The following is a 19,941-nucleotide window of genomic DNA, read 5'->3' on the forward strand; positions in this document are numbered from 1 at the left end:
TTTACTCATACAACTTCCAGATTTTTTGTCTTCCAGAAAGGGCTGGTAGAGTGACGAATGACCAGTTCAGGTTTTAAACGATACATCTGTGGAAAACCAGTATTATCCCCTCCAACTCGCTTATAAATTAACTCCGCCGCCTTTTCGCCCATCTCCTGCAGGGGTTGCACCACAGCTGTTAATGGCGGATTAGCCAGCCGGGTTAATTCCATATCGTCAAAACCAACCAGGGCGAAATCGGTGGGTATTTTTAGACCCAGTTCATTAATGGCCAGCATGGCGCCAATGGTCATATAATAATTGGCAACAAAAACAGCCGGTGGTGGATCTGGAAGGCCCATTAATTCTTTCATGAGAGTATAGCCACTTTCAGTAGAAAAATCACCTGTGCGAATTAAACCTTCATCTACCGGCAGGTTATAGTCTTCGAATACCCGTAAGAAACCGCGGTATCTTTCTTCTCCCGTAGTTACCTCCAGGCGGCCGTTAATGAGACCGATGCGCCGGTAGCCCAGGGTTACCAGGTGCTCTACCGCCTGGTAAGCGCCGTTTACATTATCTACCAGCACGCAATCAACCTGCATATCTTTAACCATCCGGTCAACAAGCACCACAGGAGTACCATCTTGCTGGATTTCTCTTAAATGCGAAGCGGTATCGCTGGTGGGGACCACCAGTAACCCATCGACCTGTTTTTCCACCAGCATTCTTACCCGTTCCTTTTCCCTGGCGGGGTTCTCATTGCTATTACAAACAATCAGGCTGTAACCGTAACTATTTAATATATCTTCCACAACCTCGGCCACCTGCATGAAGAAAGGACCGAAGTCAGGAACAACAAAGCCGATGGTTTGGGTTTTCTGGGTTTTAAGGCTTCTGGCAATATGATTGGGGCGGTAACCAAGAGCTTCAATGGCGGCAATTACTTTCTTTTCCGTCTCTTCTTTCACCTTCTCACCATTAAGGACCCGGGATACAGTGGCTGTTGAAACACCGGCCCGGGCGGCTACATCTTTAATGGTTGGCATTACCACGTTTCCTTCCTTTTTAAACGTTACCACTAAAAAAGTATGTATTTATGTAATCGTTTGCTTTTGTATAGATAATATTCGCCATTTATTTTTAGATTCCTCCTGACAGATAAAATTTTTTATGTGAAATTTTCTTTTAAACTGATGCAGAAGAACCCAAAAAGCAGCTCCTTTCTATTAACATATTGACAATTATCATCTTCACCGCCTCACGCCCACCCTTCCTTAACCCTTTTCCCAATCCTTCTCCGGGTAATTTCTTTTGATTTGTCTGCTTTTATTATATTAATACTACTAGTCAGTTATGTTATCGTTTACATATTTAATCTCCTATCTTTTTTATACGACAAAAAAACACTCCCGGAACAAAGTGGGAGTGTTATAGAAAACCGCCAAAAAACGCCAGCTGGTCGGAGGCAGGCAGGCCTGCTAAGGCGCCGTGTTTCTCCAGGGCTTCGATGACCGTTTTGCTCACCCGGCTGCGGCGCTGGAGGTCCTCAAGGGAGGTAAAGGGCCGTTCCTGGCGGGCGCGGACGATGGCCTCGGCTGCCGCCTGGCCTACCCCGGTCAGGGCCGCCAGGGGTGGTAACAGCCTGCCCTTCCCCACCTGGAAACGGCCGGCAGCCGATCTTTGCAAATCAATGCGCTCCATGGTAATGCCCCGGCAATACATTTCCCGGGCTACCTCCAGGATGGTCAGGATGTTCTTCTCCCGGGCTGTAGCCTCGTTGCCCTTCTTCTCCAGGGTTGCGATTTCCTCCTGGATACGGGGCAGGCCGGCAGCTACAATATCGGCATCGAATTCATCGGCGCGGATGCTGAAAAAGGAAGCATAGAAGGCCTCCGGGTAATAGACTTTAAAGTAGGCGATGCGGAAGGCCATGGTTACGTAGGCCACGGCATGGGCCTTGGGAAAGAGATAGCTGATTTTTTTACAGGACTGGATGAACCATTCGGGTACTCCTGCTGCCCGGATGGCCTCTTCATACTCTTTTTTGACGCCCTTGCCTTTACGCACATCCTCCATGGTCCGGAAGGCGATATCGGCCACCACACCATGCTGCATGAGGTAGTTCATAATATCATCACGGGTGGAAATGGCCTCGCTGAGTTTCGCCGTACCGCTTTTAATTAAATCCTGGGCGTTATTTAACCACACATCGGTACCATGGGAGAAACCGCTGATGCGTACCAGCTCGGCAAAGGTCCGGGGCCTGGTTTCCTCCAGCATCTGGCGGACAAAACGGGTGCCAAACTCGGGAATCCCCAGGGTACCTACCTGGGAACCGATGTCTTCCGGCCGGACCCCCAGGGCTTCGACGCCGGCAAAAAGGGACATGGTCCGGGGCTCATCCAGGGGGATCTCCCGGGCGTTGACGCCGGTGAGGTCCTCCAGCATTTTGATCACCGTGGGGTCATCATGGCCCAGGAGGTCCAGCTTCACCAGGCGGTGGCTGATGGCTTCATAGTCAAAATGGGTGGTGATGGTATTGCTGCCGGTGTCGTCGGCCGGGCGCTGCAATGGTGTAAAGAGGTGGATATCCACCCGCCGGGGGACGACCATGAGCCCCCCCGGGTGCTGGCCGGTGGTCCTCTTGACGCCGGTAATCCCCTTGACCAGGCGGTTGATTTCCGCCTGGCGGGCCTTGAGGCCCCGCTCCTCCAGATATTTATGGACAAAACCAAAGGCCGTGCGTTCGGCCAGGGTGGCTATGGTGCCGGCCCGGAAAACATGGTCTTTGCCGAAGATCTCTTCGGCGTACTGGTGCGCCCGGGGCTGGTATTCCCCGGAAAAGTTGAGATCGATGTCCGGTACCTTATCGCCTTTAAAGCCCAGAAAGACTTCAAAGGGGATGTCGTGCCCGTCTTTTAACAACCTGGTACCACAGCGGGGACAATCTTTCGCCGGCAGGTCGGCACCGCAGTTGACGCTGCCGTCAGTAATAAACTCGCTGTAGCGGCAGGCCGGGCAGCGGTAATGGGGCGGCAGGGGGTTTACTTCCGTAATCCCGGCCAGGGTGGCCACCAGGGAAGAACCCACCGATCCCCGTGAGCCTACCAGGTAGCCGTCTTCGTTGGATTTTAATACCAGCTTGTGGGCGATGAGATACAGCACGGCAAAGCCATGGCCGATAATGGATTGCATTTCCTTGTCCAGGCGGGCCTGGACAAGTTCCGGCAGGGGGTTACCGTACCAGTCATGGGCCCGGGTGGTGACGATCCGGGTTAGCTCTTCTTCGGCGCCGGGGATCTCCGGCGGGTAAAATTCGTCGGGGATGGGCTTTAACTCTTCCACCTGGTCCGCAATGAGCCGGGGATTGGTGATTACCACCTGGCGGGCCGTTGCGGCATCCAGATAGCTAAATTCCGCCAGCATTTCTTCCGTCGTCCGGTAGTAGAGGGGGGCCTGGACCTCGTCGGCATAACCCTGGCCGGCCAGGAGGACCTGGCGGTAGATGGCATCCTCCGGGTTTAAGAAATGGACGTCGCCTGTAGCCACCACTGGTTTGTGCAGTTTCTGGCCCAAGGCGATAATTTGCCGGTTCATGTCCATCAGGGCCTGGCGGTCGGCAAGTTTACCTTCACGGATTAAAAAATCATTGTTGGCCAGGGGCTGGATTTCGAGGAAATCATAAAAGGAGGCAATCTCTTCCAGGCGGGCGACGCCAGCCCCGGCCACGTAATGCCTGATTAGTTCCCCGGCCTCACAGGCCGTACCTAAAAGGAGCCCCTCACGGTACTGCTGGATCAAATGGCGCGGCAACCTGGGTTTGCGGTAAAAATAATCCAGATGGGCCCGGGAAACCAGGCGGTATAGATTTTCTAATCCCTGCTTGTTTTTCACCAGCAAGATGATATGATAGGTCTGCTGGTGGTCGGGGGGCTGTTCGTCCTGGTCAAAGAGGTAGCCTTCCAGGCCGTAGATGATCTTAACGCCGTATTTACTCCCGGCCTCGGCGGCAGCCGGGAAGGCCTGGAGGACACCATGGTCGGTGATGGCTACCGCTCCATGGCCCCACCTGGCCGCCTGTTTTACCACCGCGGCTACCTCGGTTACGCCGTCCATGGCGCTCATCTTGGTATGGAGGTGCAGCTCCACCCTTTTTTCTGGCGCCGTATCCCGGCGCTCGGGGCGTTCCCCCCGGGCGATGGCGTCGGCAATTATCACCAGTTCCTGGCTATAACGGTCGTACTGGACCGGTCCTTGCACCTGCACCCATTCTCCATCTGCCAGGCCGTTCTCCACCAGGGGACCGGCGTCGGCAAAAGCTTTAACGCTGATGGAGTCGGTATAATCAGTGAGATTAAAACTTACCAGCCAGCGCCCGGATTTCAGCTGCCGCGCCGTAAAATCCAGGACTTCCCCCTGGACGGCAACCTGCTTTTCCTCCTCCTGGATTTCCTTCAAGGGCAGTAAAGGAGCCGTAATCTTTTTCCCCAGGAGGAAGCTGTTGTCCATATTTTGCTGGCTGTTCCCTTTTTTCTCCTGGCCGTCCTTTTTAGCCGGGCCGTCTTCCTTTCCCCCGTTGGCCGTTTCTTCCCTGACCCGGACTAAACGCTCCTCCTGGAGCCGGCGGGAAGCGGCCGCCAGTTCTTTCTGGTAGTCCCGGTCGGTGACCAGTTCCACCTGCACCTGGTAGCCATACTGCTGCAAGACTTCCTGCAAAACCCTGTCACCCCGGCAGGACCGTAGGGCCTCCACGGCCAGTGGTACCGGGAGGATTAACTGCAGGACCCCGGCCTCCGGTTCCAGCCGCGCCCCGGCCAGCCAGGCCGAGGTACCATTACCCAGGCGCCGGGCCACCTCCTCCAGGATGGCGGCCTTCTGTTCCCGGCAGAAGGTTGCCAGGTCGGCAGGGGGTGAAGGTTCCATGATTTTTAATATAAATTCAAAGCCGGGAAACTGCCGCGCCAGGAACTGCCGGTAGGCTTCAATGTCCTCCGGTCCCAGGGTGCAGGGAGGGCAGAGGGAAAGGTAGCACCTGCCGCTCTTGCGATCAACTACAACTTTACGCACGGCCCCCTGCCGGAGTAATTCCTGCCACAGGTTTTCCCTGCCAGCCATGGCCATCAACCCTTACCCCAATCGTTACCGGTACTTTTCCATTTCCCGGGCCAGCATTTCTTTTACCCGGGGCACCAGGCCTTCCCGGGGCAGGGCTGCTTCCTGCCCTTCATGCCGCCATTTCACATCCACCGTACCCTGGCTAAGGGTTTTTTTACCTATAGTCAAGCGTAATGGATAGCCTATAAGGTCAGCTTCGACAAATTTCATGCCGGCCCGTTCGTCGCGATCATCAAGCACCACCTCAACACCGGCAGCCAGCAGCTCCTGGTAGAGACCTTCGGCCGCTTCCCGCTGGCCGCTGTCCTTTAAAGAGGCCGGGATAATGACCACTTCAAAGGGAGCAACGCTCAGGGGCCAGATAATGCCGTGCTCATCATGGTGCTGCTCGACGACGGCGGCCATGGTGCGGCTGACGCCGATGCCGTAGCAGCCCATGACAATGGGATGCTCCTGGCCCTGCTCGTCGGTATAGGTGGCGCCCAGGGGCTGGCTGTACTTGGTCCCCAGCTGGAACACCTGCCCGACTTCTATCCCGCGGGCCTGGCTTAAGGGGGCGCCGCACTGGGGACAGGGTTCTCCCGCCTCCACCTGGCGGAGGTCGGCAAAGGCATCCGCTTTAAAGTCGCGGCCGGGGTTGACGCCTGTCAGATGGTAGCCTTCCCGGTTGGCGCCGGCTACAGCGTTGACCAGGTAAGGAATCTCCAGGTCGGCGTAAATGGGCACACCACTTAAGCCCACCGGCCCAACATAGCCTACCGGCGCGCCACAAACAGCCATCACTTTCTCCGGGTCAGCCAGGACGAGATGCCGGCAGCCCAGGTAATTCTGGAGTTTTACTTCATTGAGTTCCCGGTCACCCCGGACCAGGGCGGCAACCAGCTGCCCATCGGCCTCATAAAAAATGGTTTTAATCAGCCTATCCGGGGTGATCCCCAGGAAGGCACTCACTTCCGCTACCGTTTTCTGCCCGGGGGTAGCCACTTCTTTAAGGGGCTGCGGTGTTTCCGCTACCGGTTTGGGCAGCGCCCTGGCCGCGGCAATTTCGACGTTGGCCGCATAGTCGCACTTCTGGCAGTATACCAGCAGCGCCTCCCCGGTAGACGCCAGGGCCATAAATTCATGGCTGTAGTTGCCGCCAATGGCGCCGGTGTCAGCCTGGACCGGCCGGAAATCCAGGCCGCAGCGGCGAAAGACATTGCTGTAGGCCTGGTACATTTTGGCATAACTCTGGTTTAGACCTTCCTGGTCCCGGTCAAAGGAGTAGAGGTCCTTCATGATAAATTCCCGCCCCCGCAGAAGCCCGAAACGGGGCCGCCGTTCATCGCGGTATTTATTTTGAATCTGGTACAGGAGCAGGGGTAATTGTTTATAAGAGTTAACCTCGCTCCGTACGAGGGCGGTGATAATCTCCTCGTGGGTGGGACCCAGGCAAAACTGGCGCTGGTGCCGGTCCCGGAGGCGGAACATTTCCTCTCCGTAAACCTCCCAGCGGCCGCTTTCCTGCCAGAGTTCGGCCGGTTGGATAATGGGCAGGACAACCTCCTGGCCGCCGGCCCGGTCCATTTCTTCCCGGATGATCCGCTCCAGTTTGGCTAGTACCCGCCGTCCCAGGGGTAAATAGGTATAGATCCCGGCTGCGGCCTTGCGTATGAAGCCGGCCCGCAGCAACAGCTGATGGCTGACGATCTCGGCCTCGGCCGGTGTTTCCCTTAAAGTCGGTGCCAGTAATTCACTCGTGCGCATTCTCTTCCTCCCCTTCTTCTGCTGCCAGGCGCCTGGCTTCTTCAATAAGGGCCCGGGCCATATCTTCTTCCTTGACCTTGCGGACGGGACGACCGTGGCGAAAAAGAAGGCCAAAGCCAGGACCTCCGGCAATACCGACATCGGCCTGGCGGGCTTCGCCGGGTCCGTTGACGGCACAGCCCATGACGGCTACCTTCAGGGGCCTGGCTACATCCTGAAGGTCCTGCTGCACCCGGGCTGCCACCCCTTCCACATCTACCTGGCAGCGGCCGCAGGTGGGGCAGGAAATAAGCTCGATGCCCCGCCGGCGCAGGCCCAGGGAACGCAAGATGGCAAAACCGGCCGCAACCTCCTGTACCGGGTCGCCGGTTAAAGATACCCGGATGGTGTCGCCTATCCCTTCGTTAAGTAAAATGCCGATCCCCACGGCTGATTTGACGGCTCCCTCCAGGCCCCGGCCGGCTTCCGTCACCCCCAGGTGCAGGGGATAATCAACCTCCGCGGCCAGCCGGCGGTAGGCCTCGAGCATCAATGGTACCTCCGCAGCTTTCAGGGAAATTTTTATGTCATAGAAATCCAGGTCTTCCAGCAGGCGGACATGTTTCAAGGCGCTGGCCACCATGGCCGCGGCCGTTACGCCGCCGTAGGCGGCCATGGCCTCCTCTTCCAGAGAGCCGGCATTGACGCCGATGCGGATGGGTACCCGCCGGGCAGCCGCTTCCTTTACTACAGCCTTAACCCGTCCGGGCCCGCCGATATTCCCCGGATTCAAGCGCAGGCCGTCCACCCCGGCTTCCAGGGCGGCCAGGGCCAGGCGGTAGTCGAAGTGAATGTCGGCGATGATGGGGATATCCACCTGGGCTTTGATCCTGGCCAGGGCTGCTGCCGCTTCTTGATCCGGTACTGCCAGGCGGACTATTTCGCAGCCGGCCCGGGACAGCCTCTGGATCTGGACGACAGTAGCGGCGATATCCCGGGTATCGGTATTGGTCATGGACTGAACGGAAATGGGCGCCCCCCCGCCCACGGCCACCTTACCCACCCGGATCTGCCGCGTCGGCCGGCGCGTAATACTCATTCAGTTCACCTCAGCTAAAGATGCGAATTATATCATGGTAAGTTATTAAAATAAGCAGGCCCATGAGAAGGGCAAAGCCAATCAGGTGGATTAGATTTTCTTTTTCCGGGTTGATGGGCCGGCCCCGCACCGCCTCCAGGCTTAAGAATACCAGCCGGCTGCCATCCAGAGCGGGAATGGGCAGCAAGTTGATGAGCCCCAGGTCCAGGCTCAAGACCGCCATGAAGTTCAGGACGTTGGCCAGGCCGAAGGTAGCCGCCTGGCCCACCAGCTGGATAATGCCCACGGGTCCAACGACCTCCGGGGCTGCCTGACCGGTAAACATCTGTACCAGGCTTAAGATAATGAGCCTGGTGATTTCAAGGGCCTGCCTCAGTCCCAAGATGATCGAGGTCCACAAACCCTGCCTCTCCCAGGTAGGGCCGATGCCAATCATGCCGTACCCTGTTTGGGGATCCCTGGCGGTGGTCAGGCTGACCCGCTGCTGCCGGCCGTCCCGTTCGATTACCAGGGTAATTTTTTCATCCGGGTGCTGGTAGATCAGGTGAACCATGTCCCGCCAGTTATTGACCGGTGTATTGTCAACCATCAGGATTTTATCCCCCGGCCGCAAACCCGCCTGGGCTGCCGGCATCCCCGGTTCGACGCGGCCGATAACATTAATATCCGCCGGTATGCCCAGGACCATGAACACGAAAATAAAAATAAGGATAGCCAGGAGGAAATTCATGCCCGAACCGGCGGCAATGACCCCCATGCGCTTGAGTAACGGCTGCCGGTTAAAACCCCGCGGGTCGTCGAGATCCGGGCCTTCCATCCCAGCCATACGGTTAAAGCCGCCCAGGGGAAAGGCGCGTAAAGAGTAAACCGTCTCCCCCTTCTTTACCTGCCAGAAGGCCGGCCCCATACCGATGGCGAATTCTTCTACCTTGATGCCGGCTTTTTTGGCCGCCAGGAAGTGCCCGCCTTCGTGGACCACAATTAAAATGCTGAATATAACCAGGGCCAGGATAATAGTCACTGGGCCTCAACTCCTTTGCAAAACCCTTCAGCTACTTCTCCTGCCCGCCGCCGCGCCCAGGCGTCGGCGGCAAGAATCTGCTCCAGATCAGGTGTCGTTACCGGCCGGTGTTCCTCCAGGACCCTGGCTATGACCTGGCTGATAGCCGTCAGCGGTATTCTCCTTGCCAGGAAATACTGGACGGCCACTTCATCGGCGGCACTCAAAACTGCCGGGTAAGTCCCCCCGGCCCGGCCGGCGCGGCAGGCCAGCTCCAGGCAGGGGAAGCGTTCCAGGTCCGGCCGGCTGAAATCAAGGTGTCCCAGGGCCGCCAGGTCCAATACCTGGCTATCTAAATCCCAGCGTTCCGGCCAGGTCAGGGCGTACTGGATGGGCAGGCGCATATCGGCCGGCCCCAGGTGGGCAAAAAGGGCACCGTCACTGTAGCGTACCAGGGCATGGACGACGCTCTGGGGGTGGATCAAAACTTCAATCTGGTCGTAATCCAGGTTGAAAAGGTGTCTGGCTTCAATTACTTCCAGGCCTTTGTTCATCAGGGTGGCGGAATCGACGGTTATCTTCGGCCCCATGACCCAGGTGGGGTGATTTAAAGCCTGTTCCGGGGTAACGGCAGCCATTTCGGCCAGGGTTTTCTCGCGCAAGGGTCCACCGGAAGCCGTAATAATCACCTGTACCACCCGGCCGCCCTGGCGCAGGCACTGGAAAATGGCGGAGTGCTCGCTATCCACCGGGATAATTTGACGGTCCAGGGAACGGGCCCGGTCCATGACCACCTGGCCGGCAGCTACCAGGAGCTCTTTATTGGCCAGGGCAATATCCTTGCCGGCCTCCAGGGCGGCAAGAATTGCCGGCAGGCTGCGGATCCCTACCATAGCGGCTACTACCAGCTCCACCCCGGCCAGGCAGACGGCTGCCAGGAGGCCTTCCTCTCCGGCCAGGACCTGGACCTTTAAACCGCTAACCTTGGCGGCCAGTTCCCTGGCCCCTTCCGGATCCAGGAGAACGGCCAGGCGGGGACGAAACCGCTTTACCTGCTCGGCCAGGAGTTCTACATTCCTGGCGCCTGCCAGGGCGGCAACCCTGAATTGCCCGGGATGGGCGGCCACAACCTCCAGGGTCTGGCGGCCGATGGAGCCAGTTGAACCTAAAATTGCTATTTCTTTCGCCATTTATTTAGTTACCCCCTGCCGGGAACGATAAAATGCCTTTAAGACTACCAGCGTCAGGGGCCCAATGACCAGACCCGCAATACCCAGGAGCTTTAAACCGGCGTAAAGGGCAATCAGGGTCGTTAACGGGTACAGCCCCAGGCTGACGGCCACCAGCTTGGGCTGCAGTACCTGGCGCAGGATAATGATAAAGGCATACAGGATTAACAGGGCCAGTCCCAGGCCGTAATGGCCCCGGATAAATTCTACAATGATCCAGGGAATGAAAACCGTCCCCGGCCCGACAATGGGCAACAAATCGGCCAGGCCGATTAAAAAGGCCAGGGTGAGGGCATAATCAACTTTTAAAATTAAAAGACCGATAATACTCTGGGTCATCTGCAGGCTGACCAGTAAAATTTCCGCCCGCAGGTAACCGATGATGGCCTGGCCCAGGGAGCTAAATACATGGCTCATCCGTTCCCGCCAGGGCGGTGATACTACCTGGACCAGGGTGCGGAGGATAAATTCTTTATCCCGGCTGAAAAAGTAAGTGGCCACCAGGGTAATGATCAGCGAAATAAAGAGTTCCGGCAGGGAACTGATAAAAGCTATCAGCCACTGAACCGTCAGCCCCAGGAGATTCTTTAGCCAGACCACCGCATTATCCAGAAAGGACTGTAGGGTACTCAAGACTTCAACCGGCAAATTACCGGCAAAATAAAAACTCTGGAGGAGGGAAAAATACTCCTGGAAGATGGCCCCCAGGGCCCTGGCCTGGGCCGGCAAGGTTAAGGCCAGGCTTTCCAGTTCGATAATTAAATTGGTCACCAGGTAAAAGATGGCTATGCTGAGGATGGCCAGGATAAGCAAGAGGGTTACAATTACCGCCCAGCCCCGGCCTATTGTAAGCCTTCTTTCAATAAAATTAACAACCGGATCGATGATTGCGGCCAGCAGCACTGCCAGGGCAAAGGGCAGGACCACCGGTACGAGGGCTTTAATGATTTCTCCCGTGGCCGGGAATATGTAATAAAAAAGCAATAGGAAAAGGAGGGCAGCCATCAAGGCTACCAGCAAAGTTTGAAAGGTTTGTTTAAACCGATCGTCAAAGTTAGCCAAAGATTTCACTCCATTTTTGGTAAAAAGAAAACCAGATAATAGTATACCACCGGAGCCACCAGGAGCAAACTGTCAAAACGGTCTAAAATCCCCCCGTGACCCGGTAAAAGCCAGCCGCTGTCCTTAACCCCGGCCTGGCGCTTAAAGCCGGACTCGACTAAATCGCCAGCCTGGGCGGCAATGGCTGTGAGAATTGCCAGCCCTGCCAGCGACCAGCTGTTTAAAGCCGGTAAAAGGAGGGGGCCCAAAACTTTCGCCACCACTACAGTTACCAGCAGGCCACCGATGGCCCCGGCCCAGGTTTTACCGGGGCTGAGCTTGGGCCAGGGGTGGCGGCGGCCGAAGATACGGCCGCAAAAATAAGCGCCAGTATCGTTGGCCCAGGTCAAGAGGAAGGTCAGGATGAGGGCCCCGGTACCACCGGGTAAAAGGCGAAGCAAAGGCAGGTAAGCCATCAGCCCCCCTACATACCAGCTCCCCAGGAGGGTCATGGCTACATCGGCCGCTGCCAGGCGAGGAAACAAAGCCAGGAAAATTAAGAGCATCCCCACCGTCAGTCCAGTACCCAGCCAGGCTACCATACCCTTATTAAGATATGCCAGCAGGACGAACATCAGGCCACCTGTAATACCGGCCGGGACCAGCGGTTTTAGCTTCAGGCGGGCGGCCAGGTGATAAAACTCCACCAGGCCGGTAAAAGCCAGCAGGATTACCAGCAGGAGAAACCACCAGCCACCCAGGTAAGCGGCTCCCAGTAATAAGGGGATGCCTACCAGGGCAACTAAAATTCTGGTGCCAAGCACAGTCAACACCACCACGGGTCAAATTTTCAGGCCGCCGAAACGCCTCTCCCGCTGCTGGTAAGCCAGCAGGGCCTGGCGTAAATTTTCCCGCCGAAAATCCGGCCAGTAGACATCAGTAACCCATAATTCGGTATAGGCCAGCTGCCAGAGTAAAAAGTTGCTAAGACGCATTTCCCCGGAAGGGCGAATTAAGAGATCGGGGTCCGGGAGGTCGCCGGTATAAAGGGCGCCTTTGAGCACCGCTTCATCTATATCCTCCGGCCGCAGTTTACCGGCCAATACCTCGCGGGCAATGTGCCGGCAGGCATCCACCAGCTCGGCCCGGCCGCCATAGTTGAGGGCCAGGTTGAGGATGAGCCGGTTGTTGCCGGCCGTTTCCCGCCGGGCCCTGGCCAGTTCTTGCTGGGCCGGTAACGGCAAGGCTTCCAGGCGGCCAATAGCCCGCACCTGCACCCCTTCTTTCTTTAACTCGGGTAGCTCCCGGCGCAGGTATTCAACCAGCAGGTTCATTAAAGCTTCCACTTCTTCCTGGGGTCTTTTCCAGTTTTCTGTGGAAAAGGCATAAACCGTGAGTATGGCAATGCCCCAGTCAACGCAGGCCCGGACAATATCGCGTAAAGATTCGACTCCCGCCCGGTGGCCGGCCACCCGGGGCAGGCCCCTCTTTCTGGCCCAGCGACCATTGCCGTCCATGATAATAGCTACATGGCGCGGCAGTTTGCCCGGTTCGAATTCCCTATCTTCCGTTGCTCTGGGCGGCCCGTGGCCGAGCCATCTGGTCAGGAAACCAGGCACCAGTTTCCCCCCTAATGCTATATGCCTATAAAACAAACCCCCTCGGGGAGGGGGATTGTCGCCATCCTACTCTTCGACGATGGCCTCATTTGGACAGGCTTCCCGGCAGGTACCACAATCAGTGCAGAGTTCCGGGTCAATAACATAGGTGTCTTCTCCTTCGGAGATGGCGCCCTGGGGGCACTCATCTGCACAAACGCCACAAGACAGGCACTCTTCCGTTATCCGATGGGGCATAGGTCCTTCCACCTCCTTTCACTGGTGGTGCGTATCTACATAAGCCAGGACCAGGTCAACCTGGCCGGCTCCCACCAGGCGTAAACGCACGACGCGGCCCTTTTCCTCCTCACCCGGTACAGGGCGAAGGGGGCCGGTAAAGGAGTAATTGTGCACCTGCCATCCGCTAGCTGCCAGCAGCCTTCTGGCTTCAACCAGGGTTAAGCCCAGACAGTCAGGTACGACCAAAGCTAGACCTCCATAATTTCAGCTTCTTTACTGGCCAGGATCTTATCAATGGTCTGGATGTAATTATCGGTTAGCTTCTGAACCTTTTCCTGGGCCCGCTTGACCTCATCTTCCGAAGCAGCTTTATTTTTCTCCTGGGCTTTTAACTTGTCGTTGGCATCCCGGCGGGCATTGCGGACCAGTACCCGGAATTCCTCGGCCTTCTTGCGGACCACTTTGACCAGCTCGGTACGCCGCTCTTCCGTTAGCTGGGGAATGACAATGCGAATAACGGTGCCGTCGCTGGCCGGCGTCAACCCCAGGTCCGACTTTAAAATGGCCTTTTCCATTTCCGGCAGGATATTGCGATCCCAGGGTTGGATGACCAGGAGCCTGGCTTCCGGGGCGGAAACCGTGGCCAGCTGGTTAATGGGGGTAGGTGTACCATAATAGTTAACGGTAACCTTCTCCAGCAGGGCCGGGTTAGCCCGTCCCGCCCGGATAGAAGCCAGCTCCCGGCGCAAGTTCTCGACTGCCTTTTGCATCCTGCCTTCGGCTTCTTTTAAAATTTCATCGAGCATCACTCTAACCTCCCGACAAAGGTACCGATGGGTTCACCCATGATTACCTTCAGGATATTGCCTTTTTCTTTTATCCCAAAGACAATAATAGGAATGCGGTTATCCATACACAAAGAAGTGGCAGTCGCATCCATTACTCCCAGACCACCATTCAATACTTCCAGGTAATCGAGATCCTTCAACCTCCTGGCATCGGGATTTATCTCGGGGTCGGAATCATAAACGCCATCAACCCGTTTGGCCATTAAGATGACATCGGCTTCTATCTCGGCCGCCCGCAGGGCTGCGGTAGTATCCGTGGAAAAATAAGGGTTGCCTGTACCGGCAGCAAAGATCACCACCCGGCCCTTTTCCAGGTGGCGGATGGCCCGGCGGCGGATATAAGGCTCGGCTATCTGGCGCATTTCAATGGCCGTCTGCACCCTGGTATCCACGCCCTGACTCTCCAGGGCATCCTGCAGGGCCAGGGCGTTGATTACCGTCGCCAGCATACCCATGTAATCGGCCGTGGCGCGGTCCATACCCCTGGCACTACCCTTGACCCCCCGCCAGATATTGCCACCACCGACGACAATGGCCACGTCAACCCCCAGATCCCGTACTTCTTTTATTTGCGCGGCTATAGAAGTAAGGACTTCCTGGTCGATGCCAAAACCCTGGGTACCGGCCAAGGCTTCCCCACTAACCTTTAGAACTACCCGTTTAAACTTGGGTTGCCCCATACCTGGCACATACCTCCGTAACTCCTGAATACTTTCTACACGTTAGCCAAAATTCCTCTTTACCCGTGGAAAAAAAGAGCACCGCGGTGCTCTTTTTTCAGCCATTTATTCCTCCGCCTTGATACCTTCGCCCACTTCATAACGGACAAAACGCCGGACAACAATCTTTTCACCCAGCTTGGCTACGGCCTCGTTAATAAGATCCTGGACGGTCCGGTCCATATCTTTAATAAAAGGTTGCTCCAGGAGGCAATTATCCTGGAAGAATTTTTCCAGGCGACCGGCAACAATCTTGTCAATTACTTTTTCCGGCTTGCCTTCATTTAAAGCCTGGGCCGTTAAGATTTCCTTTTCTTTAGCCAGGACTTCTTCTGGTACATCTTCCCGGGCTACATACTCGGGCCGGGAAGCAGCTACCTGCATGGCCAGGTTGTGAACCAGGTCCTGAAAGGCTTCCGTCTTGGCCACAAAGTCGGTCTCGCAGTTGACTTCAATTAAAACGCCTATCCGGCCACCACCATGGATGTAGGCATGGACCAGGCCTTCGCTGGCTATTTTACCGGCCCGTTTGGCCGCGGTGGCCAGGCCTTTCTTGCGTAAATATTCAATGGCTTGCTCCATGTCGCCGCCAGACTCTTCCAGGGCCTTTTTGCAATCCATCATTCCTGCTCCGGTCCGGTTCCGCAGCTCTTTGACGTCAGCAGCCGAAATCATAACTTCACTCCTCCGCAGGTTACTTCTCTGTTTAGTACTACTACACTATGTAAGCGCAGGTAAAAACCTGCGCTCAGGTTAATATTATTCCCCCACGACTTCTTCCGGTTGATCCTGGCCCTGCAGGCCTTCAATAACGGCATCAGCCATTTTACTGGTTAGCAAACGGACGGCCCGGATGGCATCGTCATTACCAGGAATAACATAATCCACCTCATCGGGATCGCAGTTGGTATCGACAATGGCCACAATGGGAATACCCAGGCGCCGCCCTTCCGCCACGGCAATCCGCTCTTTGCGGGGGTCGATGATGAAGAGGGCATCGGGCAGATTCTTCATTTCCTTAATGCCGCCCAGGTAACGCTCCAGTTTTTCCTTCTCGCCACGTAGACGGGCTACTTCTTTTTTGGGCAGTACTTCAAAAGTGCCTTCTTTCTCCATCCGTTCCAGCTCTTTCAAGCGCTCGATCCGCCGGCGGATGGTCTGGAAGTTGGTCAGGGTCCCTCCCAGCCAGCGCACGTTGACATAAAACATACCACAGCGCTCGGCTTCTTCCCTGACGGCTTCCTGGGCCTGCTTTTTGGTGCCCACAAAAAGGATTTTGCCCCCATCGCGGGCCAGGTCCCGGACGAAATTATAGGCTTCTTCAATCTTTTTGACGGTACGCTGGAGGTCAATGATATAAATCCCGTTGCGCTCCGTAAAAATATACGGGGCCATTTTAGGATTCCAGCGCCGGGTCTGGTGGCCGAAATGAACACCGGCCTCCAGCAACTGCTTCATGGAAATAATCACTGAACTGCACCTCCTGTAGTTTTAACCCGCCGCTACCTTCATCAGGTCAGGAGGACCTTTTACCCGGCACTTCTCCTGCCCTCCGGCGCGTGTGGAATTAAGCACCAGAGGTTAGTATAGCATAAACCCCTGGAGCCCGGCAAGTCATACTCTCAAGTTAACGGCGAAGCTTTTCTAACTCCTCCAGCAGGTGATCGTTGAGGATGCGGATATAGGTCCCCTTCATCCCCAGGGACTTGGACTCGATGACGCCGGCGCTTTCGAATTTTCGCAGGGCGTTGACGATAACGGAACGGGTTATACCCGCCCGGTCGGCGATCTTACTGGCTACCAGGATACCTTCGTCGCCGTCCAGCTCGGCGAAGATATGCTCCACGGCCTCCAGTTCGGAGTAAGACAGGGTCGCAAGGGCAACATGGACGGCTGCGCGTTTGCGGGCTTCTTCTTCAATTTTGTCGGCTTTGGAACGCAGGATCTCCATACCTACTACGGTGGCGCCATATTCGGCCAGGACCAGGTCTTCGTCATCAAAGCGAACGTTAAACTTGGAGAGAACCAGGGTACCCAGGCGCTGGCCGCCGCCAACAATGGGCACGACTGTGGTCAGTTTGTTGTTAAAGACACATTTTTTATCCAGGTCAAAAACGCAGGCATTGCCTACCTGGCAAAAGTTGGCCTGGGTTTCGTCAATACGCAGGAGCTGTTCATTGTACTGTTCCGGGAAACGTTCCGATTGGAAGACAATATCTTCCATAATGTCACAGGTGAAACCTTCAACAAAGGCATACCCCAGGACGCGGGCATGGCGGCCAACAATATAGGTGTTGGCTCCCAGGACATCGCGCATCACATTGGCCATTTCTTGAAAGTCCACCGGATTACCGGCCGCCCGCTGCAGCAGGCGGTTGATTTTCCTTGATCTTTCTAATAAAGTTTCCATATACCATCTTCCTTTCCTTAGAGTATATAACTTTGTAAATCGGCATGTTGCATAATGTCGCCCAGCTGTTGCCGGACATAAGTTGCATCGATAACAACCTTGCGTTCCTCCACTTCTGGCGCCCGGAAAAGGAGATCTTGCAAAACCTTTTCCAGGATAGTGTGTAGCCGGCGTGCGCCGATATCTTCGCCCTGATTATTTACAGTATAAGCAATATCGGCAATTTCCGCAATAGCATCGGCTGAAAATTGTAATTCTATACCTTCTACTGCCATCAAAGCTGTATACTGGCGCAAGAGGGAATTCTTGGGTTCGGTTAAAATACGTTGAAAATCGTCCCGGTTTAAGCTTTTCAGTTCTACCCTAATAGGAAACCGACCCTGGAGCTCGGGGATGAGATCTGAGGGTTTGGCCACATGGAAGGCCCCGGCGGCAATAAAGAGAATATGGTCGGTTTTCACCGGGCCGTATTTGGTCTGAACCGTGGTGCCTTCCACAATGGGCAAAATATCGCGCTGGACTCCTTCCCGGGAAACGTCAGGGCCAGCCCCTTTTTCCCGCCCGGCTATCTTATCGATCTCATCCAGGAAGATAATACCATCCTGTTCCACCCGCTGGACGGCTATGGCTGCCACTTCATCCATATCAATCAGTTTATCGGCCTCTTGCTGGGTGAGAATCCGCCGGGCTTCCGCCACCGTTACCAGGCGCTTGCGCTTGCGCCGGGGAAGCATATTGCCCAGCATATCCTGGAGGTTCATCCCCAGCTCTTCCAGCCCCAGGCCGCCCATAACAATCCCTGGGACGGCACTATCCTCTACTTCCACCTCCACCATCATGTCTTCCAATTCCTGGCGCTTTAATTTTTCCCTGAGGATGGCCCGCTGTTCGGCTGTATTCTCGTCTTCGGCCGCCATCCCTTCCTCGCCGGCCGGTCCCCCACCAAAGAGAACCTCCCACGGGGAGCGGCTGCCCCTTTCCTTCCCGGCCCGGGGGGCAATCAGGTCCAGCAAGCGCTTTTCCGCCAGTTTGGCTGCTTTTGCTTCCACTTCAGCCCGCTTTTCTATTTTAACCATTCTCACGGCATTTTCTACCAATTCCCGGATCATGGATTCCACATCACGGCCGACATAACCCACTTCGGTGAAGCGGGTGGCTTCTACCTTTAAGAAAGGCGCCCCTACCAGGCGCGCCAGGCGCCGGGCAATCTCGGTTTTGCCGACACCGGTAGGGCCAATCATAATGATATTTTTGGGCAGGACCTCATCGCGTAAGTCGGGACCCAGTTTCTGCCGGCGGTAGCGGTTCCTCAGGGCGATGGCCACGCATTTTTTCGCTTCTTCCTGGCCGACGATATAGCGGTCTAACTCGGCTACTATCTGCCGGGGTGTAAGGTTCAAGCTTTTCCCCTCCCCTTGGGCTTTAGAGTTCTTCTACCACAATATTATTGTTGGTATAGATGCAGATAGAAGCGGCAATCTCCATGGCTTCCCGGGCGATGGCGCCGGCCTCCAGGCCGGTATACTTTATTAAGGCCCGGGCAGCCGCCAGGGCATAGGGACCACCGGAGCCAATGGCTACAATCCCATCATCGGGTTCAACTATTTCGCCGTTACCGGAGATTACCAGGAGATGCTCCCGGTCGGCTACCACCAGCAGGGCTTCCAGGCGCCGTAAAAACCTGTCCGTGCGCCATTCTTTTCCCAGCTCTACGGCGGCCCGCTGGAGGTTGCCGTGGTATTCCTCCAGCTTGGCCTCAAACTTTTCAAAGAGGGTAAAGGCGTCGGCCACACTGCCGGCAAAGCCGGCCAGGACTTTATTCTGGTATAAACGGCGTACTTTACGGGCCTTATGCTTCATAATGGTATGGCCGAAGGTCACCTGGCCGTCGCCGGCCACTGCCACCTTGCCTTTATGGCGGACGGCTATCACCGTTGTGCCTTGCACGGGTTCTACCCCTCACTTCTTCTAGCCCTGGGGTGGGCCTGCTGGTATACTTCTCGTAACCTGGCCTGGCTGAGATGGGTATAGATCTGGGTGGTGGAAAGGTTAACATGGCCCAGGAGTTCCTGGACTACCCTGAGGTCTGCCCCCCGCTCCAGCATATGGGTGGCAAAACAGTGGCGCAGGGTGTGGGGAGAGATACCACTGCTTAAAGCCGCCTTCTCCACATAGTGGTTCAACCGCTCCCGCACGCCCCGGACTGTCAGCCACCCCCCGCGGTGGTTGAGGTACAGGGCTTTTGCTTCCGGCGGGTTGCGGCGGGCGGCCAGCTCCGGCCGGCCCCGGGCCAGGTAATCCCGCAGGGCTTTAACGGCCTGGCTACCCAGGGGGACAACCCTTTCCCGCCGGCCCTTGCCCAGGACCCGGGCGTAACCGGCCTCCAGGTCAAGATTTTCCAGCTCCAGGCCGACCAGCTCGCTCACCCTTATGCCAGAGGTATACAGGGTTTCCAGCATGGACCGATCCCGTAACCCTAACGGGGTAGTAGGCGGTATGGCCAGCAATTTTTCTACCTCGGCATAGCTTAAAAAACGGGGTAAACGCTTTTCCCGGCGCGGTCCTGCCAGCAGGGCCGCCGGGCTGCTTTCCACCTTTCCCTCCCGGAGCAAGAAGCGGTAAAAGGACCGCAAAGCAGCCAGCTTACGATTCATGCTGCTCTTTTCCCGGCCCAGCTGGTTGAGCCAGCCTAAAAAACGGCGCACCAGCCAGGTATCAACGTCTGCTGGCCCGGCCCCCGGGCCCTGGCGCTCGTACACGAAGGTAGCAAATTGCTCGATATCGGCCCGGTAGGCGGTAACGGTACAGGGAGAGGCTTGCTTTTCGCCTTCCAGGTATAAGATAAACCCTTCCAGCCCTTCTTGAAAGGCAGTTCCGATCATACCCTCACCCCCGAACCCTATATATGCTAACATATTCACTTGTAAAGTGCAAG

19 protein-coding genes are annotated in these 19,941 nt (G+C 56.2%); all 19 read right to left on the reverse strand.

From position 1 onward, the window contains the following. Positions 1-5: 5 nt before the first annotated feature. Positions 6-1,028 carry a LacI family DNA-binding transcriptional regulator gene (locus tag MOST_RS16585; RefSeq protein ID WP_054937945.1) on the reverse strand — a complete coding sequence of 341 codons (1,023 nt, stop codon included), beginning with the start codon at positions 1,026-1,028 and terminating at the stop codon, positions 6-8. 382 nt (positions 1,029-1,410) lie between these two features. Beyond that, entirely contained in the window at positions 1,411-5,097 is a 3,687-nt protein-coding gene (locus MOST_RS16590) for a PolC-type DNA polymerase III (RefSeq protein ID WP_054937963.1), read from the reverse strand. A gap of 24 nt (positions 5,098-5,121) precedes the next feature. Then, on the reverse strand, positions 5,122-6,843 hold the full coding sequence (locus tag MOST_RS16595) for a proline--tRNA ligase (RefSeq protein WP_054937944.1): 1,722 nt from the start codon (positions 6,841-6,843) through the stop codon (positions 5,122-5,124). Continuing rightward, the gene (gene ispG / locus MOST_RS16600; protein ID WP_054937943.1) at positions 6,830-7,921 is read right to left on the reverse strand and encodes a flavodoxin-dependent (E)-4-hydroxy-3-methylbut-2-enyl-diphosphate synthase; all 1,092 of its coding nucleotides are present in this window, start codon (positions 7,919-7,921) and stop codon (positions 6,830-6,832) included. The genes MOST_RS16595 and ispG overlap by 14 nt, the downstream gene beginning before the upstream one ends. A gap of 10 nt (positions 7,922-7,931) precedes the next feature. Continuing rightward, positions 7,932-8,942 carry an RIP metalloprotease RseP gene (gene rseP / locus MOST_RS16605; protein WP_054937942.1) on the reverse strand — a complete coding sequence of 337 codons (1,011 nt, stop codon included), beginning with the start codon at positions 8,940-8,942 and terminating at the stop codon, positions 7,932-7,934. Beyond that, the gene (locus tag MOST_RS16610) at positions 8,939-10,111 is read right to left on the reverse strand and encodes a 1-deoxy-D-xylulose-5-phosphate reductoisomerase (protein ID WP_054937941.1); all 1,173 of its coding nucleotides are present in this window, start codon (positions 10,109-10,111) and stop codon (positions 8,939-8,941) included. Before MOST_RS16610 ends, rseP begins: the two co-directional genes overlap by 4 nt. Further along, on the reverse strand, positions 10,112-11,212 hold the full coding sequence (gene ytvI / locus MOST_RS16615) for a sporulation integral membrane protein YtvI (protein ID WP_054937940.1): 1,101 nt from the start codon (positions 11,210-11,212) through the stop codon (positions 10,112-10,114). It lies immediately after the preceding gene. Positions 11,213-11,217: 5 nt separating this feature from the next. Further along, positions 11,218-12,015 (reverse strand): phosphatidate cytidylyltransferase, encoded by a 798-nt coding sequence (locus MOST_RS16620; protein ID WP_054937939.1) that lies wholly within the window; start codon positions 12,013-12,015, stop codon positions 11,218-11,220. 18 nt (positions 12,016-12,033) lie between these two features. Next, positions 12,034-12,813, reverse strand: a complete 780-nt coding sequence (gene uppS / locus MOST_RS16625; RefSeq protein ID WP_083476805.1) for an undecaprenyl pyrophosphate synthase — start codon at positions 12,811-12,813, stop codon at positions 12,034-12,036. 63 nt (positions 12,814-12,876) lie between these two features. Beyond that, positions 12,877-13,047, reverse strand: a complete 171-nt coding sequence (gene fdxA / locus MOST_RS16630) for a 4Fe-4S ferredoxin (protein WP_054937938.1) — start codon at positions 13,045-13,047, stop codon at positions 12,877-12,879. 18 nt (positions 13,048-13,065) lie between these two features. After that, positions 13,066-13,275 (reverse strand): PASTA domain-containing protein, encoded by a 210-nt coding sequence (locus tag MOST_RS16635; protein ID WP_054937937.1) that lies wholly within the window; start codon positions 13,273-13,275, stop codon positions 13,066-13,068. 2 nt (positions 13,276-13,277) lie between these two features. Then, positions 13,278-13,835, reverse strand: a complete 558-nt coding sequence (frr, locus tag MOST_RS16640; RefSeq protein ID WP_054937936.1) for a ribosome recycling factor — start codon at positions 13,833-13,835, stop codon at positions 13,278-13,280. Next, entirely contained in the window at positions 13,835-14,557 is a 723-nt protein-coding gene (gene pyrH, locus MOST_RS16645) for a UMP kinase (RefSeq protein WP_054937935.1), read from the reverse strand. The genes frr and pyrH overlap by 1 nt, the downstream gene beginning before the upstream one ends. Positions 14,558-14,662: 105 nt before the next feature. Beyond that, positions 14,663-15,271, reverse strand: a complete 609-nt coding sequence (gene tsf, locus MOST_RS16650) for a translation elongation factor Ts (RefSeq protein ID WP_054937934.1) — start codon at positions 15,269-15,271, stop codon at positions 14,663-14,665. Between the two features lie 84 nt (positions 15,272-15,355). Then, positions 15,356-16,054, reverse strand: a complete 699-nt coding sequence (gene rpsB / locus MOST_RS16655; RefSeq protein ID WP_054937961.1) for a 30S ribosomal protein S2 — start codon at positions 16,052-16,054, stop codon at positions 15,356-15,358. A gap of 169 nt (positions 16,055-16,223) precedes the next feature. Continuing rightward, entirely contained in the window at positions 16,224-17,006 is a 783-nt protein-coding gene (codY, locus tag MOST_RS16660; RefSeq protein ID WP_054937933.1) for a GTP-sensing pleiotropic transcriptional regulator CodY, read from the reverse strand. Between the two features lie 17 nt (positions 17,007-17,023). Further along, positions 17,024-18,406: an ATP-dependent protease ATPase subunit HslU gene (gene hslU, locus MOST_RS16665; RefSeq protein ID WP_054937932.1), complete on the reverse strand. Its 1,383-nt coding sequence runs from the start codon at positions 18,404-18,406 to the stop codon at positions 17,024-17,026. A gap of 22 nt (positions 18,407-18,428) precedes the next feature. Beyond that, the gene (gene hslV / locus MOST_RS16670) at positions 18,429-18,953 is read right to left on the reverse strand and encodes an ATP-dependent protease subunit HslV (RefSeq protein ID WP_054937931.1); all 525 of its coding nucleotides are present in this window, start codon (positions 18,951-18,953) and stop codon (positions 18,429-18,431) included. Positions 18,954-18,958: 5 nt separating this feature from the next. Then, entirely contained in the window at positions 18,959-19,888 is a 930-nt protein-coding gene (gene xerC, locus MOST_RS16675) for a tyrosine recombinase XerC (RefSeq protein WP_054937930.1), read from the reverse strand. Positions 19,889-19,941: the final 53 nt, after the last annotated feature.

The sequence above is a fragment of the Neomoorella stamsii genome, assembly GCF_002995805.1.
GTDB classification, from domain to species: Bacteria; Bacillota; DSM-521; order Neomoorellales; family Neomoorellaceae; genus Neomoorella; species Neomoorella stamsii.